This window comes from Flavobacterium noncentrifugens (genome assembly GCF_900100375.1).
Lineage (GTDB): Bacteria > Bacteroidota > Bacteroidia > Flavobacteriales > Flavobacteriaceae > Flavobacterium > Flavobacterium noncentrifugens.
This window is the reverse complement of sequence record NZ_FNEZ01000004.1, coordinates 194,093-218,427: the sequence shown is the minus strand read 5'-3', so window position 1 is coordinate 218,427 and position 24,335 is coordinate 194,093. Positions and strand designations below refer to the sequence as shown.

24 protein-coding genes are annotated in these 24,335 nt (G+C 41.6%); 4 read left to right on the top strand and 20 right to left on the bottom strand.

Annotated elements, in window-relative coordinates:
• Positions 1 to 63: 63 nt before the first annotated feature.
• Positions 64 to 729: a uracil-DNA glycosylase gene (locus tag BLS32_RS13095; protein ID WP_091396631.1), complete on the top strand. Its 666-nt coding sequence runs from the start codon at positions 64 to 66 to the stop codon at positions 727 to 729.
• 17 nt (positions 730 to 746) lie between these two features.
• On the opposite strand, the gene BLS32_RS13090 is transcribed toward BLS32_RS13095, so the two are convergent.
• The 5 genes from BLS32_RS13090 to BLS32_RS13070 all read right to left on the bottom strand — a co-directional run bounded on the left by BLS32_RS13090 (position 747) and on the right by BLS32_RS13070 (position 5,118).
• Complete coding sequence (locus BLS32_RS13090) at positions 747 to 1,676, bottom strand: transglutaminase (RefSeq protein ID WP_091396629.1); 930 nt, start codon at positions 1,674 to 1,676, stop codon at positions 747 to 749.
• A 19-nt stretch (positions 1,677 to 1,695) separates the two neighbouring features.
• Complete coding sequence (locus BLS32_RS13085) at positions 1,696 to 2,547, bottom strand: substrate-binding domain-containing protein (protein WP_091396626.1); 852 nt, start codon at positions 2,545 to 2,547, stop codon at positions 1,696 to 1,698.
• A 279-nt stretch (positions 2,548 to 2,826) separates the two neighbouring features.
• Positions 2,827 to 3,696: a nucleoside phosphorylase gene (locus BLS32_RS13080; RefSeq protein ID WP_091396623.1), complete on the bottom strand. Its 870-nt coding sequence runs from the start codon at positions 3,694 to 3,696 to the stop codon at positions 2,827 to 2,829.
• A gap of 69 nt (positions 3,697 to 3,765) precedes the next feature.
• The gene (locus BLS32_RS13075) at positions 3,766 to 4,098 is read right to left on the bottom strand and encodes a translation initiation factor (RefSeq protein ID WP_091396620.1); all 333 of its coding nucleotides are present in this window, start codon (positions 4,096 to 4,098) and stop codon (positions 3,766 to 3,768) included.
• 69 nt (positions 4,099 to 4,167) lie between these two features.
• Positions 4,168 to 5,118, bottom strand: coding sequence for an isopenicillin N synthase family dioxygenase (locus tag BLS32_RS13070; protein ID WP_091396617.1), 951 nt, complete (start codon positions 5,116 to 5,118; stop codon positions 4,168 to 4,170).
• 184 nt (positions 5,119 to 5,302) lie between these two features.
• Between BLS32_RS13070 and BLS32_RS13065 the strand changes: the two genes are divergently transcribed.
• On the top strand, positions 5,303 to 7,279 hold the full coding sequence (locus BLS32_RS13065; RefSeq protein WP_091396614.1) for an alpha-ketoacid dehydrogenase subunit alpha/beta: 1,977 nt from the start codon (positions 5,303 to 5,305) through the stop codon (positions 7,277 to 7,279).
• 57 nt (positions 7,280 to 7,336) lie between these two features.
• Here BLS32_RS13065 and BLS32_RS13060 read toward each other — a convergent pair whose 3' ends face one another.
• From BLS32_RS13060 to BLS32_RS12990, 15 genes are all read right to left on the bottom strand, one after another.
• On the bottom strand, positions 7,337 to 7,606 hold the full coding sequence (locus BLS32_RS13060; protein ID WP_091396611.1) for a hypothetical protein: 270 nt from the start codon (positions 7,604 to 7,606) through the stop codon (positions 7,337 to 7,339).
• Positions 7,593 to 7,817: a hypothetical protein gene (locus BLS32_RS13055; protein ID WP_091396608.1), complete on the bottom strand. Its 225-nt coding sequence runs from the start codon at positions 7,815 to 7,817 to the stop codon at positions 7,593 to 7,595. Before BLS32_RS13055 ends, BLS32_RS13060 begins: the two co-directional genes overlap by 14 nt.
• A gap of 178 nt (positions 7,818 to 7,995) precedes the next feature.
• Positions 7,996 to 8,238, bottom strand: a complete 243-nt coding sequence (locus BLS32_RS13050; protein ID WP_091396606.1) for a hypothetical protein — start codon at positions 8,236 to 8,238, stop codon at positions 7,996 to 7,998.
• Between the two features lie 69 nt (positions 8,239 to 8,307).
• Positions 8,308 to 9,195 (bottom strand): cupin-like domain-containing protein, encoded by an 888-nt coding sequence (locus BLS32_RS13045; protein ID WP_091396603.1) that lies wholly within the window; start codon positions 9,193 to 9,195, stop codon positions 8,308 to 8,310.
• 55 nt (positions 9,196 to 9,250) lie between these two features.
• Entirely contained in the window at positions 9,251 to 9,412 is a 162-nt protein-coding gene (locus BLS32_RS18540; RefSeq protein WP_170227581.1) for a hypothetical protein, read from the bottom strand.
• A gap of 202 nt (positions 9,413 to 9,614) precedes the next feature.
• Positions 9,615 to 10,364 (bottom strand): maleate cis-trans isomerase family protein, encoded by a 750-nt coding sequence (locus BLS32_RS13040; protein ID WP_091396601.1) that lies wholly within the window; start codon positions 10,362 to 10,364, stop codon positions 9,615 to 9,617.
• Between the two features lie 338 nt (positions 10,365 to 10,702).
• Positions 10,703 to 11,617, bottom strand: a complete 915-nt coding sequence (locus BLS32_RS13030; protein ID WP_091396595.1) for a fumarylacetoacetate hydrolase family protein — start codon at positions 11,615 to 11,617, stop codon at positions 10,703 to 10,705.
• A gap of 122 nt (positions 11,618 to 11,739) precedes the next feature.
• Positions 11,740 to 12,849: a cupin domain-containing protein gene (locus BLS32_RS13025; RefSeq protein ID WP_091396592.1), complete on the bottom strand. Its 1,110-nt coding sequence runs from the start codon at positions 12,847 to 12,849 to the stop codon at positions 11,740 to 11,742.
• Between the two features lie 84 nt (positions 12,850 to 12,933).
• The gene (locus BLS32_RS13020; RefSeq protein WP_091396590.1) at positions 12,934 to 14,238 is read right to left on the bottom strand and encodes an APC family permease; all 1,305 of its coding nucleotides are present in this window, start codon (positions 14,236 to 14,238) and stop codon (positions 12,934 to 12,936) included.
• 136 nt (positions 14,239 to 14,374) lie between these two features.
• A complete protein-coding gene (locus tag BLS32_RS13015) occupies positions 14,375 to 15,364 on the bottom strand; it encodes a carbon-nitrogen hydrolase family protein (RefSeq protein ID WP_091396587.1) in 990 nt (329 codons plus the stop codon).
• A 20-nt stretch (positions 15,365 to 15,384) separates the two neighbouring features.
• Positions 15,385 to 15,813 carry an acyl-CoA thioesterase gene (locus BLS32_RS13010; RefSeq protein ID WP_091396584.1) on the bottom strand — a complete coding sequence of 143 codons (429 nt, stop codon included), beginning with the start codon at positions 15,811 to 15,813 and terminating at the stop codon, positions 15,385 to 15,387.
• A 68-nt stretch (positions 15,814 to 15,881) separates the two neighbouring features.
• Complete coding sequence (locus BLS32_RS13005) at positions 15,882 to 17,465, bottom strand: FMN-binding glutamate synthase family protein (protein WP_091396581.1); 1,584 nt, start codon at positions 17,463 to 17,465, stop codon at positions 15,882 to 15,884.
• Positions 17,466 to 17,511: 46 nt separating this feature from the next.
• Positions 17,512 to 19,116 (bottom strand): AMP-binding protein, encoded by a 1,605-nt coding sequence (locus BLS32_RS13000; protein ID WP_091396578.1) that lies wholly within the window; start codon positions 19,114 to 19,116, stop codon positions 17,512 to 17,514.
• A gap of 45 nt (positions 19,117 to 19,161) precedes the next feature.
• Positions 19,162 to 21,471: an oxidoreductase gene (locus tag BLS32_RS12995; RefSeq protein ID WP_091396575.1), complete on the bottom strand. Its 2,310-nt coding sequence runs from the start codon at positions 21,469 to 21,471 to the stop codon at positions 19,162 to 19,164.
• A gap of 109 nt (positions 21,472 to 21,580) precedes the next feature.
• Positions 21,581 to 22,186, bottom strand: coding sequence for a flavin reductase family protein (locus BLS32_RS12990; protein ID WP_091396572.1), 606 nt, complete (start codon positions 22,184 to 22,186; stop codon positions 21,581 to 21,583).
• 236 nt (positions 22,187 to 22,422) lie between these two features.
• On the opposite strand from BLS32_RS12990, the gene BLS32_RS12985 reads away from it, so the two are divergent.
• Positions 22,423 to 22,842 carry an IS1/IS1595 family N-terminal zinc-binding domain-containing protein gene (locus BLS32_RS12985; protein ID WP_091396570.1) on the top strand — a complete coding sequence of 140 codons (420 nt, stop codon included), beginning with the start codon at positions 22,423 to 22,425 and terminating at the stop codon, positions 22,840 to 22,842.
• Positions 22,843 to 22,942: 100 nt separating this feature from the next.
• The gene (locus BLS32_RS12980; protein ID WP_091396951.1) at positions 22,943 to 24,322 is read left to right on the top strand and encodes a porin; all 1,380 of its coding nucleotides are present in this window, start codon (positions 22,943 to 22,945) and stop codon (positions 24,320 to 24,322) included.
• The last annotated feature ends 13 nt before the right edge of the window (positions 24,323 to 24,335 follow it).

The window sequence follows — 24,335 nt, the reverse complement described above, 5'->3', positions numbered from 1 at the left end:
TTCAGATAATGCTGCAATGGATTTGATTTTTTAATTGGCTATTTTTGTCCAAATTCCAAAAATATGAACATCAATATAGAGCCGTCGTGGAAGGAAGTTTTAGAAGGCGAATTCCAGAAACCTTATTTCGAAAACCTGATTTCTTTTGTCAAATCGGAATATGCCACGTACAAATGTTATCCGCCGGGAAAAGAAATTTTCGCTGCTTTTGACCATTGCCCGTTTGATAAAGTTGAAGTCGTCATCATCGGTCAGGATCCATATCATGGGCTGGGACAGGCAAACGGACTTTGTTTTTCGGTTCGTGACGGTGTCGCTTTCCCACCGTCATTGCAAAATATTTTCCGGGAAATCCAGGATGATTTAAACCAGCCGTTTCCGCAATCCGGGAATCTTGAGCGTTGGGCAGCGCAGGGCGTATTGTTGTTAAACGCTGTATTAACGGTTCGAGCCCACGAAGCAGCAAGCCACCAAGGCAAAGGATGGGAAACTTTTACGGATGCTGTAATCCAGAAAATTTCTGATGAAAAGCAAAATGTTGTTTTCCTGCTTTGGGGTGGATATGCGAAGAAAAAAGGCGCGAAGATCAACCGGGAGAAACACTTGGTTTTAGAATCGGGGCATCCGTCCCCGTTGAGCGCAAATAAAGGGCATTGGTTTGGAAACAAGCATTTTAGCAAAACGAATGAGTATTTGAAAAGTATTGAAAAACGTGCAATAAAATGGTAGAATTGGAGGCAAAAAGCTTATAATGTTAAAGCGCCGAGAATTTCTTCTGACATAAAAGGCCCGCCTGGATAAGTTGCCGTATAATCTAAATTCAGCCAGATTTGCCCGCGCTCGTCAATATGGTAATGAATTTGTTTGCCCTTACTTTCTTTTACAAACAATATTTTTTTAATCAGGTAATTGATCGTTTCAAGATCGTTTTTATCGCCGATTAAGATCTCAGGATAAATGTGCCCGCCGGTATGGATTAACCTTGGCGTGCCACCGATCGATTTGACACAAGCTGCCATTAAAACAGAATGGTCGTCGCAATCGCCTGACAAATACATCAAAGATTCCGTTGCTTTGGCAATGTAATCACGCCCTTTGGGATCGCTAACATAGTTCCATCTGCTGTTTATTTCTTTAAAAACGGCAAAGCACTGGATGGTCGTCCGGTATTTGGCATAACCGCGAATGTCTTTAAAATATTTTGTTGTTGCCATGACTGCAAAATTCCGGATTTTTGGATTTTCATATTCGACGGCATCTTCAATCTTGGATTTATTGGGAAATGGAAGTAATTTTGCCAGAATCAAATCCTGCGGATTTGGGCTGTCTGACATCGAATAGATCATGTAATTGTAATCTTCAATTACTGCGGCAAATCCGTAATTTCCGGAAACACTTCCGAAAACCAACACGATTAAATAAGCTACAATGCAAAAAATGATAACCGTTCGCAACAATCTCAAAATCAATTGAATGATCGCGACGATTGCAATAAATAATAAAATCCGGTCAATCTGGAAATACCAGTTCGGATCGATAATATTCTGGTGGATGATGATAAAAACCGGGATCGCGATCAGGATGTTCAGTACAAAAATGATGACATTGTCCCACGGTTTTTTAATCCGGAGTTTGTCTCTGATTTTTTGGAACGGAATATCCCGGAGTTTGATCATATTGCCTGGTTTGCAAAAGCTACAGCGATTTTACAATTTGAGCAAAAGTACCTTTTTTATCGATAATAGAAAGTTCAAGCAACTGATTTTGAACTTTGTTTAACATTTCTTCTGATAAATTTTTCTGTGACCATTTGGTTAGTGAAAGCCACTCGCGAATGTCTTCGGGTTTTTGCTGGTAACGAGACGCCAAAGTGCGGTCGATGCTCGGGATGTCTTTGAATTCGATCGTTGTATTGTTGATGATTTCGAGAATTCGTTTTATTGTTCCCGTATGTTTTTCAAGCGCTTCATCGCGAACGGCAATTACAAATGAAGGCCAGGGTGTCGGGCAATCTGTTATGCGGCGAAAAATGCCCTTGTCGACAAGCGGTTTGGTCATGAAACGTTCCCACATAAAATAATCGGCGGTGCCGTTTGTCAATGCTTCGACTGCGCCGTCAATGGTATTTACGATTTCAAATTGTAGGTTTTGAGTGTTCCAGTTTTGATTTCCGGCATTCACATAAGCCATCAATTCAGATCCCGAACCTTTTCGGCTGATCGCGGCTTTGGTATTTTCGAGATCGGAAAGTGTTTGGAATTTAGAATTTGCTGCAACGTGAATGCCCCAGATTAATGGCGATTGAACATAAACCTGAACAATTTTTGACGGATTTCCGGCAATAATATCTTTGACAATTCCTTCGGTTAGAATCACCGCAATGTCGGTTTCGCCGTCACGCAGCATTTGGCAGAGTTTTCCGGTTCCTTCCGGAATGTTTGTCCATTGCAGGTCAATGCCTTCAACTTCGAATTCGCCGTTTTCGATGCAAAGCTGCCAGGGTAAGTTAAAGTGTTCCGGAACGCCGGCTATTTTGATGGTTTTCATAGAGTTGCTGAGTTGGAAGTACCTAAATACCTAAGTTTTTTTGAATTATTAATGGTTTTTGGAGTAATAAAGTTGCAAAGTTTATGAGTTTCCCGAATTATCCATTATCAATTGATCCCTGAACTAGTTTTCACGTTATTGATTTGGTCTTCTATTTTTTGAATGGCTGTTTCATGGTTGAATGCCTAGCCCCGATAGCAGCGGAAATCCTTTTTATGGCGCAGCGCAGCGGATCCATAAAAAGATTGCAGCGGATAGCGGGAAAAAGCTCTTAAAAAATTAATTATTAGCCAGTTTTTCTAAAGTGTAAGTGATCAATGCATCAACGGCTTTATATGGATCTTCGCTGAATGTACCCGAAGCGCGGTTTGCAATAATCGCATTTAAAGACAAAGCGTTGTGGCCCAAAAGCGCTGAAAGTCCGTAGATCGCAGCCGTTTCCATTTCGAGGTTCGTAATCCTGTTGTTGTCGAAATTGAAATTGTCCATTTTGGAATTTAGCTTTTCATCCTGGATAGGCAATCTCAAAACGCGGCCTTGCGGGCCGTAGAAACCTCCGGCAGTTGCAGTAATTCCTTTGTGCATTTTGTCGCTTTCGATGATTTTTTCGAGTGTTGAAGAACACGGAATCACATAAGGTTTTCCTTTTTTCAAATCCCAGTTTGTATGGTTGATGAATGCTTCTTCGATTGCAGATAGGGAAACTTCGTCGATGAGATAGGAGCGGAGCATATTGTCGAGGCCAAGTCCGAATTTTGACAATACGAAACTGTCGACAGGAATGTCGGCTTGCAGTGAACCTGAAGTTCCGATTCGGATGATGTTTAATGAAGTAAGATTTTCTTTCGGCATCTTGGTTTCGAGGTCGATATTGACCAAAGCGTCGAGTTCGTTGATGACAATGTCGATATTGTCTGGTCCGATTCCTGTTGACATCACTGTAATTCTTTTTCCTTTGAAGATTCCGGTTTGCGTTTTGAATTCGCGTTTTTGGGTAGAAAATTCGATGCTGTCGAAGAACTGCGTGATTTTTTCGACACGGTTTTGATCGCCTACGAAAATGATGTCGTGCGCGATGTGTTCGGGCTTTAGATTTAAATGGTAGACGCTGCCGTCAGGGTTTAATATGAGTTCAGATGATTGGATCATTTTTTTTGAATTGCTAGGTTGCAGATTTACTGGTTTTTATTTGAAATTTAATTTTTGAATCTGGAAGTGTTATCCACCGACGCGCTTGACTTTGAAGCCTTTTTCTTTTAATATCGCCATGATTTTGTCACGGTAATCACCTTGGATGATGATCGAATCGTCTTTGAAGGTGCCGCCAACGCTGAGTTTTGTTTTGAGTTCTTTAGCAAGGATTTTAAAATCTTCTTCAGAGCCTGTGTAGCCTTCGATGATGGTTGTTGCTTTTCCTTTTCTTCGTTCGTATTTGCAGATCATAGGGTCTTTTTGGACCCAGAGTGCTTTGGGTTCGGATGAAGTTTCTTCGATTTCCTGTGAAGGTTCGTGGTCTGGGAAAAGGTTTTTTAGTTGGTCTTGTAAATCCATATGAAAGATTAAAAAAAGAAAAAGACATCAAGCGAACCCAATGTCTTTTCAAAAAGGTATAAAAGTAAATTATTTCTTGATCAATCCCAAATCAACCAAACGTTCGTGCAGGAATTCCCCGGCCGTAATATCGTCGTATAATTTTGGGTTTTCGGCATCAATACAATTGTCTAAAACATCAAGTTTCATGTCGCTTACCGGATGCATGAAAAATGGAACTGAATAACGCGAAGTGCCCCACAATTCTCTTGGCGGATTAACAACCTGGTGAATCGTAGATTTCAATTTATTGTTTGTATGCCTTGACAGCATGTCGCCCACGTTGATGACCAATTCGTCTGGTTCTGCCATAGCATCAATCCATTCGTCATCATGGTTTTGAACTTGCAAACCTTTTCCCTGAGCGCCCATTAATAAAGTAATCAGATTGATATCGCCATGGGCTGCTGCACGAATGGCATTTTCAGGTTCAGATGTAATGGGTGGATAATGGATTGGGCGAAGGATGGAATTCCCTTGTTTTCCGTAATTGTCAAAGTAAAATTCATCCAGGCCTAAATGCAATGCTAATGCTCGCAATACGTAAATTCCGGTTTTTTCAAGCATTTGATAGGCTTCTTTTCCAATGGAATTGAAACGCGGCAACTCTTTTACTTCTACATTATCTGGATATTCCGAAGCATATTTCGAATCTTTATCTACATACTGCCCAAAATGCCAAAATTCTTTCAGATCGCCTTCTTTTCTTCCTTTTGCATGTTCTTTTCCGAAAGAAACATAACCGCGCTGGCCGCCGATTCCAGGAATTTCATAACTGTATTTGGTTTCCAATGGCAAAGCGAAAAAACTTCGGATCTCGCTATACAATTCATCTACCAGTTTGTCATCTAAAAAATGACCTTTTAATGCCACGAAGCCAATATCTTCGAAGGCTTTTCCGATTTCATTTACAAATTTTTGTTTACGTTTCGGATCGTCCGAAAGGAAATCACGCAAGTCAACACTAGGAATATTTTGCATTACTAAAAAATATTTGTTAATAACTTTGCTAGCCGTCAGGCCTCGTAAAAACAAAAGTATAGAATAATTTGAAAAAAGGAACGCATAAGTTATCAACAATTTAAAAAATCAGAACAAAATAAGACTATACTGTAATTTTTTTATACTTTTGAAGAGTTTTTTAACGAAAAATATTCTGTGCCCAATGAATTTTGAAAGAAGAAATTTATCCGACGACCAATTATTAGATTTATACAAAAGGCTTTTAAAGCCAAGGCTTATTGAAGAAAAAATGCTGATCCTGATCCGTCAGGGGAAAGTATCCAAATGGTTCTCGGGAATCGGGCAGGAAGCGATTTCTGTTGGGATCACAGCCGTTTTAGGCAAAGACGAATACATTTTACCGATGCACCGAAACCTTGGTGTTTTCACAGGGCGCGACATTCCGTTGCACCGATTGTTCTCACAATGGCAGGGAAAAGCGAGCGGCTTTACCAAAGGGCGCGACCGTTCTTTTCATTTCGGAACTCAGGAATATAAGATTATAGGTATGATTTCGCATCTCGGGCCACAACTTGGTGTCGCTGACGGAATCGCATTGGCCAACAAATTAAAGAAAAACGGAAAAGTAACTGCGGTTTTTACCGGAGAAGGTGCAACAAGTGAAGGCGATTTCCATGAAGCTTTAAACATTGCTTCGGTTTGGGATTTGCCGGTTTTATTTGTTATTGAAAATAACGGTTACGGATTATCAACACCAACAAACGAGCAATACCGTTGTGAAAATCTTGCAGATAAAGGCATTGGTTACGGAATGGAAGCGCACATAATTGACGGAAATAACATTCTTGAAGTCTTTGGCGAATTGCAAGATATCGTCGAATCGATGCGCATAAAGCCGCGTCCGGTTTTAATCGAATTCAAAACATTCAGGATGCGCGGGCATGAAGAAGCCAGCGGAACCAAATATGTACCGCAGGAATTGATGGACATGTGGGGCGAAAAAGATCCGGTAGACAATTACAGAACGTATTTACTAAAGCAAAATATCCTTTCATCTGATCTGGACGAAAAATTGCGTGCCGAAATCAAGAAAGAAATTGACGACAATTTACTACTTGCAAATACTGAAGCAGATATAGTTGCCACTTATGAAGATGAATTAAATGATGTGTACAAACCTTATGATTTTGAAGATGTTAAACCTTCAGGTGAAAAAGAAAACATCCGTTTCATCGATGCACTTTCACAAAGTTTAAAACAATCAATGCAACGCCACGAAAACCTTGTGATCATGGGGCAGGACATTGCAGAATATGGCGGCGCATTTAAAATTACCGATGGTTTTGTGGCTGAATTTGGAAAAGAACGTGTGATCAATACGCCAATATGTGAAAGTGCAGTCGTTTCTGCCGGAATGGGTTTATCGATCAATGGTTACAAAGCGATTGTCGAAATGCAATTTGCCGATTTTGTTTCCACAGGGTTCAACCCGATTGTAAATTATCTTGCAAAAGTCCATTACCGATGGCAGGAAAATGCCGATGTCGTTGTAAGGATGCCTTGCGGCGGCGGAACACAGGCCGGTCCGTTCCATTCACAAACCAATGAAGCGTGGTTTACAAAAACGCCAGGATTGAAAGTTGTTTATCCGGCGTTTCCATACGATGCTAAAGGACTTTTGAATGCTTCGATCAACGACCCGAACCCAGTGATGTTTTTTGAGCACAAGCAACTATACAGAAGCGTTTATCAGGAAGTTCCCACAGCATATTATACATTGCCTCTCGGGAAAGCCGCAATTTTAAAAGAAGGAAAAGACGTTACAATAATATCTTTCGGAGCAGCGGTTCATTGGGCTTTGGAAACATTGGATAAAAACCCGGAAATTTCTGCTGATTTAATTGATCTCAGAACGTTACAGCCATTGGATAAGGAAACGGTTTATGCATCCGTAAAGAAAACAAACAAAGTCATTATCCTTCAGGAAGATAGTATGTTTGGCGGCATTGCGAGCGATATTTCAGCGATGATCATGGAAGATTGTTTTGAATATCTCGACGGCCCTGTAAAACGCGTCGCAAGTTTAGACAGCCCGATCCCGTTTACTAAAGCGCTTGAGGACCAGTATTTGCCAAAAGGCAGGTTTGAAAAGGCTTTAAAAGAATTGATGGCTTATTAAAATAAAAATTCCTTTAATATCAGGCATAAAAAAATCTCCATAATGGAGATTTTTATTTTATATATAAATGTTGCCATCGTTCATTCCAACATCTTTTACTTTATCATTAGTTGTAGCTGTTGATGGTGGTTCTTTTACTTTTTCTTCATCGATGGATTTCTTTTCCGTGTCGGTGTCGTCATTTTTATGAAAATCATCCGAATCATCAAAATCCTCGTCATCTTTTTTATCATAAGTCGAATCCTGGTTTAAGCCCGGATCGTCTATTTTCCTTTCGTCTTCATCAAAATAACTCATGGCTTTTGGTTTTGGGTTAATGATTGTCATTTTTAAAAGTTGGCTTATCGGCAACTTCATTCGGATCAGTATCGGCAGATTCATCGTTCGTCAGCGATTCTTTTCCGTCAGATTTTTTTCCGAAATCTTTGTTAACAGGCGAGTCGAAGCCATCTCGGTTTCCGATGTTTTTATCGATGTGGTTTGTGTCCGGATTGTCATTCACGAAAGTGTCCAGATCTTTATCTGAATTTCTGCTCATAATATCTGATTTTATGCAGGAACAATATTCTTAAAAACGCCCGAGCAGCCAATAAATAATTACAAAAATAAGTATGGTTCCCAGACAGCCACCGCCCAGTTTTTTGGCGCCCCAGCCTGCAATTAATGTTTTAAATAATCCGTTCATGATGTTTTTTATTGGTTAGAGTTAGAAATTTTTATTTGTTCTTTGAGACGTTTTCACGTGTATCATCAAAATCGGGATCGCCTTTGACTTCGTGGCTGTCGATGTCATAATTCGCATCGTTCGTCAGCTTTTTGTCATATTCTTTGTATTCGTGATCGCGGGTATTGTTGCGAACATTGTCAGGATTTCGCTGATTTGAATTCTGATAATTTTTCTGTCCGTCGTGTTGTTGTCCCTGATTGCTTTTTCCGGAATTGTTATTTAGCGTTCCCATAATATTTCATTTGAATAATTAATATTATAAAGATACTTTTCAAACATCCAAATCCGTTATGCAGTTTTATCAAATTGTTACATGATTTGTCGCAATTCCCAGATGCTTATGCGTATTGACAATTGCCTGCTCATTTTTATAATCGATCCATTTCTGACCTTGCTGTTTTCTCATAAAATTATCAAAATGGCGCATGATCATGATATTGTAAGCCGCCTTTCCAATGTTGCTGATCTTTCGTGGAAATGCGCGCAAACTCATCGAAAAACCCGGCGTCAAATATTTCATGTAATGCCAATATCCTTCGGGCATGTAAAGCATTTCACCGTGTTTAAGATTTGCAACCAAACCTTGAGCTTTTTCAAGCGCCGGCCATTTATCAAAATCGGGATTGTCAAAATCGATGTCTTCACGTGAAATCAGCGCATGCGGTACTTTATATAAGTATGGGGTTTGATCGGGAGCGAACAGCACACATTGCTTGGTTCCGTGAAAATGGAAGTGCAGGATGTTTGAATAATCAATGTCATAATGCATGAAAACACGGGAATTTTCTCCGCCGAAGAACAACATCGGAAGTTGCTTTACCAGCCTCAAGCCCATATCTGGCCACTTAAAATCGTTTTTTAACGATGGCACGCTTTTCATTAAATTATAAAGAAAAATCCGGTAATTTGTAGGCTTTCTTTGCAGTAGGTCGATATAATCGGACATTTTCATTTTCGCATGTGCTTCATTAAAGCCGTCTTCATGCGATACCGGGCGGTCGTCGTACAGCGGGACCGTTTTATCCCCAGCGACCTCTTTCATGTAATTCAGGCGCCATTTTTCATACGCAGGCCAATCGGTTGTAAGTTTTTCGATGACAAGCGGTTTTTGTTTTTTGATATAATTGTTGTAAAAATCTTCTTTCGAAATGGTTTTTACACGTTCAATCGGAGTGAGATGCAAAGACATAATGAGGAAAAGTTTGTTCGGTAATAAGGAAAAAAAAAGCTGATTAGATCAGCTTTTAGTTTTTCTCGTTCATCAACGCGTAGTACATTTCGTTTGGATCGTAATCAAGATCGTAATCTTCTTCTTCGAAATCTGACTCGTTTGAATTTATTCTGATGATGTTTTCAAAATCACCCTCATCGTGATTATTTTCGTTTAAAGTGTAGTGTGTGCTCATGGTTAGTAGTTTTAGTTTTAACAAATCTCGCCAAACTACATCGTTTTTTTCTTACAGAGTTTTTTACAAATGTTATACAATTTACAGATAGTAAAATTTCAGTTAAAACCTAGACAAATTCACGAATTTCAAATGTCAATTCAGGAATTTGCTGCGCCACAGTGTGCTGTGCTGTGGTCTGGCCTATAAATGTTTTTCAAACTTAATATTTCCCAGAAAGCAGGCTTCCGCCGATAGTTGACTTCGTCTCAATTCCAAGTTTCTTCATCATTTCATAAGTCGTACAAACCGCCGCAGATGTCACCGGAATTCCCGATTCTTTTTCAATCAGGTCAATGGCTTCAAGTGACGGCATTTGCACACAGGCCGACGCAACAATCACGTCAACGCCTTCCAGATTCAGCCTTTTGTAAATCTCCAGCAGATTCATAGGATTTTGTGCGGCCACTTCGAGATTGTCTGGAATTTCGAGCGCGATCGAATCTACCACTTCAAATCCCTGATGTTCTATATAATCGACAACCATATCGGTCAGCGGACGCATATAAGGCGTAATGATCGCCACTTTTTTCGCACCCATAACTTTTAGTCCGTTAATAAGTGCGCCGGCACTTGTCACAATCGGAGTAGGAAAACCGTTCGCAATTGTTTCCTGGTGCAGATTCATTTCTGAAACACAATGATACCCGCGGCCCATGCTCATAATGGCAACCAGGCACGCATAACCCATGACGTCGACCTGTGCATCTGACAATTCGAGGGCACATTTCAAACTCATTGCGTCCATGGCTTCAAGCTCTTCTTTGGTTACTTTTTTCATGCGCATGCGGCTCGAATGAAACGTAAATTTTTCAGGTAAAATAGTTTCACGCGACCTGAAAATTGCCGGAATTTCTGTTTCCATCGTTACATTCGAAGAAGGCACGATTTGCCCGATTTTGTATTTTTTCATTTTAAGTAGTTTAAGAGTTGCAAGGCTGCAAAGTTTCAAAGTTTTATTTTTTGGGCGTGCCATCGGCTCCGCTGCGCTTTGCCGCTGTCGCGCTTTCCGTTTCAAGTCCTCACTCCGTTCCGGGCTTTCCACTTCAATCGCTCACGCAAACCTTAGCATTTAAGAAAGTAAGCTTTCCGATTTTGACCTTATCCTTTTTGATTTTGATCGTACTCTTTTCGATTTTGACCGTACTCTTTTTAGTTTTGAACTTGAGCTTTTTCGTTTTTTGTCCTTAAGCTTTAATCTATGTTACGAACTTTCATATACCCTGACACTCAATTATTAATTATTAACTATCAATTATCCATTTCCTCAACCGTATTTACAAGCGTTCCAATGCCTTCAACCGTCGCTTCAACCACATCGCCATTCCAAAGCCATTCCTGCGGATTTCTGCCTGCGCCAACACCTGCCGGAGTTCCCGTTGCAACGATGTCACCGGGTTCAAGCGTGAAAACGGTGCTCAAATCTTCGATTAAGTCGTTGATGTTGAACAACATGAATTTGGTGTTCGAGTTTTGTTTTTCAACACCGTTGACAGTTAACGATAAATTCAGGTTGTGCGGATTTTCAATTTCGTCCTTGGTTACTAAATAAGGGCCCATTGGAGCAAATGTGTCTTGCCCTTTGGAAACGATCCATTGCCCGGCGCGGCGGCAATCACGTGCCGAAATGTCGTTGATCACGGTGTAGCCAAAAACATAATCCATTGCATTTTCTTTCGAAACATATTTTCCTTTTTTACCGATCACGACTGCAAGTTCGACTTCCCAGTCCAATTGCTGAGTAAGTTTCGGATTTAGTAAAATGTTCGTATTTGTGGCCGTAACTGTTGTTGGCGGCTTGGAGAAAATTACCGGTTTCTGCGGCAATTCGTTTGATGTATCGAGCGTTCTGGCGCTTTCGGCAACATGTTCGGTATAATTCAATCCAATGCCAATGATATTTTTACGCGGTTTAGGAATGGGAGCAAGGATCGTAATTTCAGCAATCGAAATTGAAACGGCGGCAATGACATTTTCGTTGGCCTTTGCCAGGATATCTGAAATGCGGGAAACTTCTTCCATTCCGGCATCGATCAATTCCAGCATGGATTTGGGGAAAATTTCGTTTGTTTTGTGTCCGAGAAGTTCAACGTCTATAATGGTGTCGTTTTGTAGGATTCCGAGCTTTTGAGTATTGGAATTTGTTTTGTAGGTAAGTAGTTTCATGCTTTAGTTGCGAAGTTTAATTTTTCTGATATGTTTATTCTTATTGGGATGCCTAGCCCTGATGGAGCCGGTATCCTTTGTGAGGAACGAGCAAAGATAAAGGTGAGAGCAGGAAATAGCTCCTAATCCAAAATCTGAAAGCCATTATTTTCTTCATAAATCTTCTCCTGATACAATCCGAGTTTTTCAATCACAGGCAAATCGTTAAACGAAAACAAACACGCGTCGTCGGTTTCGGAAAGGTTCACATGTTCGTGCCAAGCCCATGACGGTACGCAAAAAATATCGCGTTCCTTCCAGTCAAACCGCTTGCCGTTAATGACCGAATAGCCTTTACCTTTGGCGCATTGGTACACAAACGAACCTGTGTGTTTGTGCGCTTTGGTATGCTGGCCCGCTCGAAGCAATTGCATCGAAGCGCCCATGGTTTGCATCACATGGCCGCCGGTCAACGGATTGGAATAGTGCATGATAATGCCGTCATAAGGCGAGCCGTCGCTGACTTTTGCCGCTTCGAGCAATGCCGGATATACGTTTTTCCAGGAATATTTGAATAATGGGGAATAAGGTTTGTCCCAAACAAAATCTGCGGGAATCAAACCGGTTCCGCTGAAGGACAAAGGTGAAAAATCGACCGGGTTTTGAAGTGGCTGCTTGCCGTCAAAAACTTCATAATCATTTGCTTCAAGCGCATTGACAAGCGGAATGTCGAGTCCGTCCTGCCAAATACAAGTTTTTCCATCAGCATTTACGCCGTGTTCATGCCACGCAGAATTGGGCGTAATTACAAAATCATTGACTTCAAACGTAATTTTATTGCCATCAACGACCGTATAACCGCCTTCGCCTTCCATGATAAAACGCAGGGCAGACGCTTTGTGGCGGTGTGCCGAAGTGCTTTCGCCGGGGCGCGTGACCTGAATTCCGGTATACAACCAGCCGACTGCTGCAGAAACGTCTTTGCGTTTGTCGTTTACCAAATAAACGACGCGGCGTCCGGCTTGTTCCGGCGTGACGAGTTCGGATGATTTGAGGACAAGTTCCCGAAGATCATCGTATTTCCACAACATCGGAACTGACGAAGAACGCGGTTCCCAGGGTTCGATGTCGTTGGCAACAGTCCAAAGCGCGCCAGCTCCAAGGTTTTCCAATTCTTTATAATAAGCTTCGAGTTCAGGAGTGTCTTTGACGCGTGCGCGCCCGATGACATCGTCGTTGTGTTTTGCTTCCATTTTGTTGTTATGCAGATTCAGAAACCCAAACTTACGATTTCTGTTGTGATTACGCAATCGTTTTCTTTTGGTTGAAACCGATTTTCATCCGCGTTTTAGAAATCGGAAAACCGGATAGGAGATTGCTGCGATTGCGATAATTACGAATAAGCTTTTCTCATCGCTGTAGGCAAATCCGAGGAAAAGCGTGAAAGAACACAATATTAAAATGATGGCTGTATACGGATAACCCCAGGCTTTGTGCGGCCGCAACAAATTGGGTTTGGAAATGCGCAGCTTGATCAAAGCGCAATAGGTAAGTCCCCAAACGATGACCGACATGAATGTGGCGAGGGAAAACAGCACTTTAAAAGATCCGATCAGAATAAGCATTAGTGTAAATGCAGACGATGCCAACAACGCTACAATCGGCGTTCCACCGGAATTCACACGCGTTCCGGATTTAATAAAAAATCCATCGCGGCTCAATCCGTATAAGATTCGGGGCGGAATCATCAAAAACGCATTCAGGATTCCGATGATCGAAAACACGGCAATTACAGTTACAATAACAGCCCCGTTTTCGCCAAAGACGATTTTTGCCACATCGGCTGCAGCCAAAGGGGAATTCGCAATAGCCGAAGCGGGCAAAACGTGAAGAAATGCGATGTTGATCAAAACATAGATTGCGATTACGATCAGTGCGCCGGTGTAAAGCGATCTCGGGATGTTGCGGTTTGGATCTTCGTCTTCTTCAGCGAAGAAAACAATCGCATACCAACCGTCATACGCACCAAGTGCCATTTGGATGGATTTAAAAAAACCGATGATCATTCCTGCCGACATGACATTTGGATTGATCTCAATTGGCGTGGTCTTTATGCCAGAATAACAAAAACACGCTACAATCAGTCCAACGAAAAACAATACTTTAATAATACTGGTGATTTGTTGTACAATGCTACCATTTTTAATTCCGCCAACGTGTATAAGGGTGAAACCTAAAAGAAACGCGATCGCGATCACAGTCGTTTGTTCTTTAATTTCGGGAAACAACATTGCAATGTATTCGCTAATGACGATGCAGAAGAATGCCGGCGCAATCGCATTGGTAATGTAATCGAACCACCCCGAAATAAATCCCGCATAATCGCCAAAAGCGCGTTTGATGTAATTGTAAGAACCGCCAGCTTTAGGAATGGAAGTTGCGAGTTCGGCATACGCGCCGCAACCCATTAAAATGTACAATCCACCAACCAGCCAAACAGAAATGATAAGCCATTCGTTGTTGAGGAAAGCGGCAATTTCGCCTGGCGTTCGGAGTATGCCGACACCAATTGTCCCGCCTATAAAAATCGCGATTCCGAAACCGAGTCCAAGTACTTTTTTGAGTTTGTTTTCTGTAGCCATTTGTCTGATTAAAGTTATCGTAGATTAACTGTTGACAATCTTAATTGCGGGATTGGGGCGGCAGAAAGTAAAGAAACAAAAAATCCAACTGATTCGTTAATAAATAGTTGTATTTTTTTTAGAGTAAAAATGCGGTTTACAGATTTAATTTTTTATTGAAATCGTCGTGGTTGTCGATGAACGTAATCTTTCTGGTTGGTGCTACATTCACACGCAAATCAAAAATATCGAAACGGTTGTAATGCCCGAGAATGTCGTGCATTTGTTTCGGCTGGATGCATTTTGCCAGATCAATGTCGGCGTAAACAATGCCTTCGTCGTCAATTAAAGGTTCGCCAACAACTGCACCGTTTGGCCCGAGAATTCCGGAGAATGCGGAATTTTTACGGGTTAACAACTCTTCAACATCCGGAACATCGGCTTTTAAAACGTCCATGATTTCTTTTGAAATGGTCGAACACGAAACGATCGTAAATAATTTTCCTTCGAAAGAATGCGCTGCTGCGCGGATTTTTATCGCTTCGGCCATGTTATAATCCGGCGGTGCAACGGGAAGCGAAATGTAATTGGCGATGTGGATCAATTCGCCTTGTGCCAATAATGTAAAACGCGCTAAAGTATTGGTATTTTCACCGCAGGCTAAAGTCCCGATCGGGCCGATTTCAGTTTTATACACCTTTAAAGAAGAACCGTCACCGGAAGTCCAGGTGAGTTTTTCTGCCCAGGTTGGAACCAGTTTACGGTGTTTGCCGATTAGGTTTCCGTGGTTGTCGATAATTAAATTGGTATTGTAAATTTCGCCATAACTGTCGCCTCGTTCATTAATCCCAATAACAATATGGATATCGTTTTCTTTTGCAGCTTTGCAGATGCGGTCAATTTCCGGGCTTGGAACAACGACTGAACTCCGATACAATTCTTCATACCATTTGCTGCCCTGAACCGGCGTCATGATCCAGTTCCAATACGGATAACCGGCAATGAAAACTTCTGGAAAGGCAACAAGCTGTGCACCATTTGCCACAGCTTCCTTTACAATTGAAATGGTTTTATCAATCGTTTTTTCAACGTTTAGGAAAACAGGCGAAGTTTGTACAGCGGCAGCTTTAAATTTTGGGAAGTCCATGAATTTTCGAATTATGATTTTTAATTTACGACCTGAAATGGAGCGATTTTCGATTTCATACTTTCTGAAAAAGCTTCGGATTTGATATCGTTCCGATCTTCTGAAATGGCGACGTTTACCAATGTTACCTCGCCTTCGAGAACGGTATTTTGATTTTCATCTTCAAATTTAAATCCGCAGGTCACTGACGCGCCACCCAGTTTTTCAACCCACAACTTTTTGGTTAAAACTTCCCCGATACGGCCGGCTTTTTTAAACTGTATTTTTAAATCGACCGTTGGTATTCCGTTGGTTTCATGAATTTTAGAAAACGGGCGTTCAAGCGCTTCTTCAAACCAATCTTCGACTAAATCGTTGAGCATTTCGAGAAATCTTGGATAGAAAACGATTCCGGCAAAATCGACATGCCTGAATTTGATGGTTTCTTTTTTGGTAAATATCTGGTTCATTTTAATTATTTTTTTCAACCATTAAGAAATTAAGATTCATTAAGCTAGATTTTTTTTATCAAATGTTATTAAAAACTTTCAGCTGTGGCTTTTTTCCAGTCGTAGAAAAATCGATCCGGAACGGTTTCAGGCTGCAACAAACAGCCTTTTTTGAGTTCCGGGAAAAGCTCTGCGAAAGTCTGGATCTTTGTTTTATCGACGCGCATGCTTACGACATCGCGGCCTACATTATCTGGATGGTCAATTCCTGCGGAAGCGATCAGTTCCATTGCAGCTTTAACTGTTTCATGTTGGTATCGCGCAACACGAACGCTTTTTTGCTCGGGAACCAAGCCTTTTACGAGTTTCGGATCCTGAGTTGCCACGCCGGTCGGGCAGGTATTTGCATGGCATTCCAAAGCCTGGATGCAGCCGAGTGCGAACATCATTCCGCGTGCTGAATTGCACAAATCGGCGCCCATTGATAAAGTCCGTACGATGTCAAAACCGCTAATGACTTTTCCGCTGGCAATGATCTTGATCTGGTCTTTGAGATCAAATCCGTTCAAAGCGTCATAAACAAACGCAAGTGCGTCGCGCAACGGCATGCCCACGTGGTCTGAATATTCCTGTGGCGCAGCGCCTGTTCCGCCTTCGCCGCCATCTACGGTGATAAAATCGAAGTAAGTTTTGGTTTGAACCATTGCTTTGCAAATGGCAAGGAATTCTGATTTATTTCCGACACAAAGTTTCATTCCGACGGGTTTTCCACCAGAATTTTCACGCAAGACCTTAATGAAATCCATCAATTCCAACGGCGTTTTAAAAGCCGAATGTTTCGGAGGCGATAAAATATCGCCGCCTTTTTTTACGAGCCGGATCGCTGCAATTTCATCGGTTACCTTTTCTTTAGGCAGAATTCCGCCGTGTCCGGGTTTCGCACCTTGCGAAAATTTGATTTCGATCATTTTGACGTTGTCCAATATGGCGCGCTGGCGAAAATTCTCAGGAGAAAAATTTCCGTATTCATCGCGACAGCTGAAATATCCGGTTCCTATGTTCCAAACCACGTCACCTCCTGGTTCGAGATGGTAAGGCGAAAGTCCGCCTTCTCCAGTATTGTGGAAAAAACCGCCTTCTTTTGCTCCGGCATTTAAAGCTAAAATCGCGTTTTTACTGAGCGAACCATAACTCATCGCGCTAACGTTGAACAAACTTGCCATATATGGCTTTTCGCATTGGGAAGACCCGATTCGAACGCGCGGATCGGGATCAATATCTGAAAATGAAATCGCTTTGATGCTGTGGTTGATCCATTGGTAACCCGTATCATAAACATTCAATTGCGTTCCGAAAGGATGCGAATCGGTTTCTTTTTTACTGCGTTGGTACACCAAACTCCGTTGCAAACGGTTGAATGGACGTCCATCCGTGTCGGTTTCAACAAAATACTGGCGCAATTCCGGCCCGATCGATTCCAAAAGCCATCGCAAACGCCCAAGCAAAGGAAAGTTTCTTCTAATGGAATGCCTCGATTGGTACATGTCATACAATCCGAGTGCAATCAATGGAATGAAAAATACCAAAAGGAAAGCGAATTTCCAGTTGATATACGTTAAAATGGCGGTCAATGCCAGAACGGTTATGCTCACGACGACGAATACTTTTCTCATATTTATTTTTTCAATACCACAAATTTACGGTTTTGGAACATGAAATTTAATGCTTTAACTTAAACCGCTGGATTTTTCCTGTTTCTGTTTTTGGCAAGGCTTCAACGAAGTGAATTTCGCGCGGATATTTATAAGGTGCGGCTTTTACCTTAAACCAATCCTGAATTGATTTTGCCATATTTTCATTGGCTTTAGCCGAATCTTTTAAAACGATATACGCACAAACGAGCATGCCGCGTTCTTCATTTGGAAGCCCAACAACGGCACATTCGGCAATGTCTTCATGCACTAAAAGTACGTTTTCGACTTCAATCGCAGCAATATTGTAGCCCGATGAAATGATCATGTCATCGCCGCGCGCGACAAACCAGAAATAACCATCTTCGTCTTTTTTGAAAATATCGCCGGTAATGTTCCATTTGTTTTCGACATATTCTTTTTGCTTGTCGGGTGCATTCAGGTATTTGCAGCCGGTAATGCCGCGAACGGCCAGTCTTCCGGATTCATTTGCAGGCAATTCGTTTCCGGTTTCATCAACGATTTTTGCTTCGTAACCGCGAATGGGCAATCCAGTTGCGCCTTTTCGCATGTTTTCTTCGTTTGACGAAATGAAAATGTGCAGGATTTCGGTCGAGCCGATCCCATCGATAATCTTTAATCCGGTAGCTGCATACCAATCTTCCCAGACTTTTAACGGCAAAGTTTCCCCGGCAGAAACACATTTTCTGAGTGATGAAATGTTGTAATCTTTGACGAGAGTTGTAATCACGCGCCAGGCAGTTGGAGCCGTAAAACAGATGGTAATTTTATATTCGGTGAATGCTTTTAGCAGCAATTCTGGCGTGGGTTTTTCAATTAAAAAGGTCGATGCGCCGTAATAAAACGGAAATAAAACCATGCCGCCGAGCCCAAAAGTAAAGCCAAGCGGCGGACTTCCGGTAAAAATATCTTCGGGTTTTGGCTGAAGCGAGTATTTTGGAAATGCTTCACAAATCAGCAATACATCTTTGTGATAATGCGCGGTCATCTTAGGCTTTCCGGTGGTTCCAGATGTAAAGCCAATCAGCGCAAGCGAATTCGATAAAGTATGGTAATTCTGAAAAGTTGTTGGTTTGGATGCCATCAATTTTTCAAGTTCCGACGAATTTTCATCCGAGCCATCGAAAGTACAAACCTGTTTTAAGAAAGGCAATTTGACTTCAGATAAAGCATCAATCAGTCTTACATCGCACAAAACATGGGAAATTTCAGCAGATTCAATCATGACCGATAATTCTTTTTCACGCAGCAATGGCATTGTCGCCACTACAATTCCGCCCGCTTTTAAAATTGCAAACCAGCAAGCCACAAACATAGGATTGTTCGCCGATCGGATCATAACACGATTTCCGGAAACCAATCCCAAATCGTCAGCCAGAATATGCGCGATCTGATTTGATTTTTCATACAAATCCTGGTAAGTCCAGGTAAATTCAAATGTTCTGATTGCAATCGAATTCCCGCGTCCATTCTTAATGTGATCATCCAAAAGCCTGTCCACACAATTCAGGTTTTCAGGAAATTGAAAGTCTTCTTGATCCCAAATATAATCCGGCTGCAAATCCTCAGGAGGCAAATGATCGTGCGCAAAGTTATCCTCGTAATGTTTCATTAATTATTAATTAGCTCTGTTCGGCCTTCCGCCTCGAGTATACATTTAATTATTTATCTTTTTGTGTGTTTCCGGCTTCAAAGCGCGCTTCATATTTTCTTTTTCCTTTCGTTCAGATTGCTGCATTTGGTAAAGCGGCGCAATTCCCTGAACATATTGATTCGGAATATCATCGGTTTTAAATTGTTCGTAAGCCTGCGCATGACGGACAAAATTAGGATCCAATAATAAAGGTTTGCCCAAAGCAACCAAATCGGCGCGGCCATTTAATAAAATTGTATTGATCTGATCAATGTCCTGGATAAATCCTGTTGTGATTGTGGGAATGTGAACCGAATTCCGAACCAAATCAGAAAATGGCGTTTGCCACATCCTGCCGATTTGCGGTTTTTGATTTTCGATGGTGTTTCCTGTAGAAATGTTGATAATATCGGCACCGGCTTGTTTAAATGCTTCGGCAATCGTCAATACATCTGCTTCTGAAATTCCGTTTTCTGCCCAGTCGGAAGCGGAAATCCTGACCGACATGGGTTTATATAAATTGAAAACATCGCGCATAGCGGAAAAAACACGAATAGGAAATTTAATGCGGTTTTCGATGCTTCCGCCAAATTCATCCGTTCGGATGTTTGTAAGTGGAGAAAGGAATGAAGCGAGTAAAAATCCGTGGTGCGCCTGCAATTCGATCATGTCAAAACCTGCAGCGTCAGCGTTTATTGCAGCGTTTGCGAATTCGGCAACAACGGCGTTCATATCTTCAATATCCATTTCTTTTGGAACGGCCATTTTTTCATTATATGAAATTGGCGAAGCCGAAATTAAATTCCAGCCGTTATCTTCTAATGGAATATTACTGCCAACTGACGGAACATTTACCGAACCTTTTCTGCCTGAATGCCCAAGCTGAATTCCTATTTTTGACTTGGAATTTTTGTGGATGTAATGGGTTATTTTTTTCCACGCAAGTGTTTGTTCTTCAGTGTAAATTCCGGGACAACCTAAAGTAATTCGTCCAGTTTCTGAAATGGCGGTCATTTCGGTTAAAACCAATCCAACGCCGCCTGTCGCGCGAGTTCCATAATGTACTAAATGCCAATCGGAAACCAAGCCGTTTTCAGCCGAATATTGCCCCATTGGAGACATCACAATGCGATTTTTCAATTGCATTCCGCGTAAAGAAAAAGCTGTAAATGCCGCAGGAACGCTGACTTTAAAATTCCCGATGCTGCAATTGAACTCAGTTAAAACTTTTTCAGTAAATGATTTATCTCGCAACGCCAGGTTTTCGAATGTTACTTTTTTTGCGCGTGTCATGACGCCAAAAGCAAACTGCATGAAATCGTGCTGCATGTGGCGGTCCATATTCTCAAACCAGTCGAGCGAAACTCCGGCGGCATGCTGAATCATTTCGACGCGGTTGCGGCGCAATTGCTCGTAATTGGCGAATGCTTTTTCTTTGTCGGATCCGAATTTCACGATGCTGTCGGATAAGGCAATGGCGCATTCCATCGCGAGTTTCGTGCCCGATCCGATCGAATAATGTGCCGTGGCTTTGGCATCTCCGAGTAAAACAACATTGTCTTTGTGCCAGTTTTTGTTTGTAATCGTTGGGAATTGGCGCCAATGTGATTTGTTTGAAAGGAGTTCGTGGCCGTCGAGTTCTTCTATGAAAATCTCGGATAGTTTCTGGATCGTATCGGATTCGTTTGTATCTTCAAAACCTGCATTTTCCCAGGTTTCAGGCGTACATTCAAAAATCATCGTGCTCATTCCTTGCTGATATTGATATGAATGTGCGACGAAACTTCCGTAAGGCGTGGTGCGGAAAAAATACGTAAAGGCATCGAGCGGTTTAGTTGTTCCGAGCCAGACGAATTTATTTTTTTGCAATACGGTTTTGGTTCCGAAATCATCACGGAATTGTTCGCGGATCTGGCTGTTGATACCGTCGCAGGCTACGATATAATCAGAATCGTTGAATTGGGAAAGACCGTCAATGTTTGATTCGAAGTGCAAATTCACGCCTTCTTCCCTGCATCTTTGCTGAAGCAATTGCAGCAGGGTTTTTCTCGAACAGCCACAAAATCCGTTTCCGGTAATGCGGACGATTTCGCCATCGCGGGCGACATCAAGATCGTCCCAATAGGAGAATTCGTTACGGATGAGTTCGTAGGATTTTGGATCGCGCGTCAGGAATTCGCTCAGCGTTTCATCTGAGAAAACGACTCCGAAGCCAAAACTGTCGTCGGGTTTGTTGCGTTCGTAAATGTCAATCTGGCAATCTGGTAATGCTTTTTTAGCCAGGATTGAAAAATATAAACCTCCGGGGCCGCCGCCAATAACTGTAATTTTCATATTGAGTGTGTTTTGCAGCAGGGATAGCAGTGAAAATCCTTTTTGAGGAACGAAAAAAGATTGCAACGCATAGCCCGACCCGGTTTTTCACCGGGGCTGCCCAAATTCATTAATTTCTTTTGATCGAGAAAATTTCCCCGAGTTTGGTATAATTCGAGCCGGCCAAACGTGCGACCGGCTTGTATGTTTCGATATTTATTTTGTGGTTTTCGAGCAAAACGCTTTCGTCGATGTGCATTAAAATGACTTTTCCAACGATCATTGTTGCACCGCCAAACTGGTGGTTTTCGAGTGAATAATAGTGCACGAGTTCGCATTCGAAAGTGATTGGGCTTTCTTTGACACGCATCGGCTTGATCTTTACGGACGCAATAGGAGTAAGGCCGGCGTGTAAAAATTCGTCGATGTGCGGCGGTAAAATTTCAGACGAGGCGTTCATTTTTTCAACATTTTCTTCGGTAACCATATTGACAACAAATTGCTTGTTGGCCAGAACATTATTTAAAGTGTCTTTGTTTTTGTCGCCACCGCGCGTGGTCGAAAACATCACATGTGGCGGATCGTCACCAATCGCATTAAAAAAAGAAAAAGGCGCGAGGTTGTTGATTCCGTCTTCGCTGATCGTTGAAATCCAGCCGATTGGCCTTGGAATCACCGCGCCGGTCAGCAATTTATAAATGGCAGATTGCTCTAAATCGTTTGGGTCGAATTGCATGAGTTTTTGTGTTGTTTGTTACAAATTAAGTGAATAAATCGCAACTTTTGCCGGATTCTGATTTGAAAATCGATCATTGTTCATAAATCGCATTTTTATCAGATTTAAGAATTAAATGTATAGAACTGAATTAAATCGTAATAATTTTTTATAAACTGTAATTTTAACCGAAATTTTTTAAACATAATGCTTTTATATAATTGCTAAATTGGTATATTTATGCAAAATTTGTATATATGGAAGTTTTAGCGTGTCCGAAATGCCAGAACAAGCAGGTTGTAAAAAGCGGTGTCATCAAAGACAGGCAGCGGTATTTATGTAAAAAATGCAATTATTACTTCACAGTCAATAAGATAGGAAAGAAAATAGATGATTATTATGTAACTAAGGCATTGCAATTGTACCTTGAAGGCTTGAGTTTTCGTGAAATTGAACGCATTCTTGGCGTTTCACATGTCACTGTTAGCAATTGGGTGAAAGAATATAATATTAAAAAAACCGCTCATGCAGATTACCATCCAAAGTATAAGATTTTCAACCATCTGGAACTTGTAGAATACCTCAAAAACAAAGACCAGCTATCAGGAGCCGGAATGATCATTACCGAACTCGGCGACAAGTTTATGCTCATAAAATGGGAACGCTTTAAAGATTAGCTATACTACTTTACAAAAAAATATACCATAATTTTTTTAATGGACATAAAAATAGAATTTGGCGGTACAAAGAACGAACCGACAACCAAAATTTTATTTTATGAAAAACATGATTCTCACCGCAGCGCTTTCTATGGCGTGGCTTACAGGATTTTCGCAAGGCTCACCGGATTACGGCGCCGGAATGAAATTCAACCTCAATGAAGATGGCAGCAAATATGTTCGTTTGATCGCCTGGAACCAGATTTGGTACCGCTCTTCACAAATGAACCCCGGAACAATGATTGGCGATGAGCCGGCAACATCAAGCAGCGATATTGGAAATCGAAGATTACGCATGTTATTTTATGCCCAATTGTCCAAACGCTACATGATTGTGGCACATTTCGGGATCAACAACCAAACCTTTACAAACGGCGGCGCGGCCGGTACAACTGGAACCGGCGGTTATGGTGCGGGAAAAAAGCCGGGCATGTTTTTTCACGATGCGTGGAATGAATATGCGGTCGTTTCCCCTGAAAAAGACAAGAAATTCAGTTTGTCGCTTGGTGGTGGATTGCACTATTATATGGGGCTTTCGCGGATGACGATGGCATCAACATTGAATTTTCTGACTATTGATGCACCGATTTTTAACTGGCCTTTGATTGACAATTCCGATCAATTTGCACGACAGGTTGGAATATTTGCTAAAGGGAAATATGGGAAATTTGAATACCGCATGAGCTACAACAAACCGTTTTCAACCAATCTCGCGCCGATTCCTGTTTTGACCGGTGAAAAAGCAATTGCAGTAGACAACAGTGGCAATACCGAATGGTCGAAAGCAGGCTATTTCGAATACCAATTCCTTGAAACAGAGTCGAATTTGCTTCCCTATAAAGTGGGAACGTATATGGGAACTAAAAAAGTATTCAACATTGGGGCTGGTTTTTACAACGCCCAGGACGGCACGCGAACGATTGTTGAAGGCGCGATCAACAAACACGATATCAAATTGTTTTCGGCAGATGTTTTTGCTGATTTGCCAGTCGGAAAAAAAGAAAATAAAATGGCCATTACCGCTTACAGCGTATTTTATAATTACGACTTTGGGCCGAATTATCTGAGAAATGTCGGCATTATGAACGTTGGAATTGCCGATCCAAATTTCACTGGTGGCAAAGCACTTGCCGGGCCGGGAAATGCGCAGGCATCCATCGGAACCGGGAAAATCTGGTACACACAAGCTGGATTTCTTCTGCCAAACAGCAATGAAAAACCGAAAATAAGGATTCAGCCGTTCGGCGCATTCACCTACAAAGATTTTGATGCGCTTGAAAAATCAAGTACCCAATTTGACATTGGCTCAAATTTCTTTCTTGACGGGCACCATGCTAAAATCACCACACAATATTCTGCGCGTCCTGTTTACACCGCAGTGGACAGGATCGACGGGCACAAAGGCGAATTCACGATACAATTACAAATTTATTTATAATCAAACAACACAT

What these genes read in the sequence shown, in the direction of transcription:
- BLS32_RS13005 (WP_091396581.1), bottom strand. Translation starts at nt 17,465, where the DNA reads ATGAGAAAAGTATTCGTCGTCGTGAGCATAACCGTTCTGGCATTGACC.
- BLS32_RS13030 (WP_091396595.1), bottom strand. Translation starts at nt 11,617, where the DNA reads ATGAAACTACTTACCTACAAAACAAATTCCAATACTCAAAAGCTCGGA.
- BLS32_RS13090 (WP_091396629.1), bottom strand. Translation starts at nt 1,676, where the DNA reads ATGATCAAACTCCGGGATATTCCGTTCCAAAAAATCAGAGACAAACTC.
- BLS32_RS18540 (WP_170227581.1), bottom strand. Translation starts at nt 9,412, where the DNA reads ATGAGCACACACTACACTTTAAACGAAAATAATCACGATGAGGGTGAT.
- BLS32_RS13075 (WP_091396620.1), bottom strand. Translation starts at nt 4,098, where the DNA reads ATGGATTTACAAGACCAACTAAAAAACCTTTTCCCAGACCACGAACCT.
- BLS32_RS13040 (WP_091396601.1), bottom strand. Translation starts at nt 10,364, where the DNA reads ATGAAAAAATACAAAATCGGGCAAATCGTGCCTTCTTCGAATGTAACG.
- BLS32_RS13095 (WP_091396631.1), top strand. Translation starts at nt 64, where the DNA reads ATGAACATCAATATAGAGCCGTCGTGGAAGGAAGTTTTAGAAGGCGAA.
- BLS32_RS13070 (WP_091396617.1), bottom strand. Translation starts at nt 5,118, where the DNA reads ATGCAAAATATTCCTAGTGTTGACTTGCGTGATTTCCTTTCGGACGAT.
- BLS32_RS13080 (WP_091396623.1), bottom strand. Translation starts at nt 3,696, where the DNA reads ATGATCCAATCATCTGAACTCATATTAAACCCTGACGGCAGCGTCTAC.
- BLS32_RS13085 (WP_091396626.1), bottom strand. Translation starts at nt 2,547, where the DNA reads ATGAAAACCATCAAAATAGCCGGCGTTCCGGAACACTTTAACTTACCC.
- BLS32_RS13045 (WP_091396603.1), bottom strand. Translation starts at nt 9,195, where the DNA reads ATGTCTTTGCATCTCACTCCGATTGAACGTGTAAAAACCATTTCGAAA.
- BLS32_RS13050 (WP_091396606.1), bottom strand. Translation starts at nt 8,238, where the DNA reads ATGGGAACGCTAAATAACAATTCCGGAAAAAGCAATCAGGGACAACAA.
- BLS32_RS13015 (WP_091396587.1), bottom strand. Translation starts at nt 15,364, where the DNA reads ATGGACTTCCCAAAATTTAAAGCTGCCGCTGTACAAACTTCGCCTGTT.
- BLS32_RS13020 (WP_091396590.1), bottom strand. Translation starts at nt 14,238, where the DNA reads ATGGCTACAGAAAACAAACTCAAAAAAGTACTTGGACTCGGTTTCGGA.
- BLS32_RS13025 (WP_091396592.1), bottom strand. Translation starts at nt 12,849, where the DNA reads ATGGAAGCAAAACACAACGACGATGTCATCGGGCGCGCACGCGTCAAA.
- BLS32_RS13065 (WP_091396614.1), top strand. Translation starts at nt 5,303, where the DNA reads ATGAATTTTGAAAGAAGAAATTTATCCGACGACCAATTATTAGATTTA.
- BLS32_RS13060 (WP_091396611.1), bottom strand. Translation starts at nt 7,606, where the DNA reads ATGACAATCATTAACCCAAAACCAAAAGCCATGAGTTATTTTGATGAA.
- BLS32_RS12990 (WP_091396572.1), bottom strand. Translation starts at nt 22,186, where the DNA reads ATGCAATTCGACCCAAACGATTTAGAGCAATCTGCCATTTATAAATTG.
- BLS32_RS13055 (WP_091396608.1), bottom strand. Translation starts at nt 7,817, where the DNA reads ATGAGCAGAAATTCAGATAAAGATCTGGACACTTTCGTGAATGACAAT.
- BLS32_RS12980 (WP_091396951.1), top strand. Translation starts at nt 22,943, where the DNA reads ATGAAAAACATGATTCTCACCGCAGCGCTTTCTATGGCGTGGCTTACA.
- BLS32_RS13010 (WP_091396584.1), bottom strand. Translation starts at nt 15,813, where the DNA reads ATGAACCAGATATTTACCAAAAAAGAAACCATCAAATTCAGGCATGTC.
- BLS32_RS12985 (WP_091396570.1), top strand. Translation starts at nt 22,423, where the DNA reads ATGGAAGTTTTAGCGTGTCCGAAATGCCAGAACAAGCAGGTTGTAAAA.
- BLS32_RS12995 (WP_091396575.1), bottom strand. Translation starts at nt 21,471, where the DNA reads ATGAAAATTACAGTTATTGGCGGCGGCCCCGGAGGTTTATATTTTTCA.
- BLS32_RS13000 (WP_091396578.1), bottom strand. Translation starts at nt 19,116, where the DNA reads ATGAAACATTACGAGGATAACTTTGCGCACGATCATTTGCCTCCTGAG.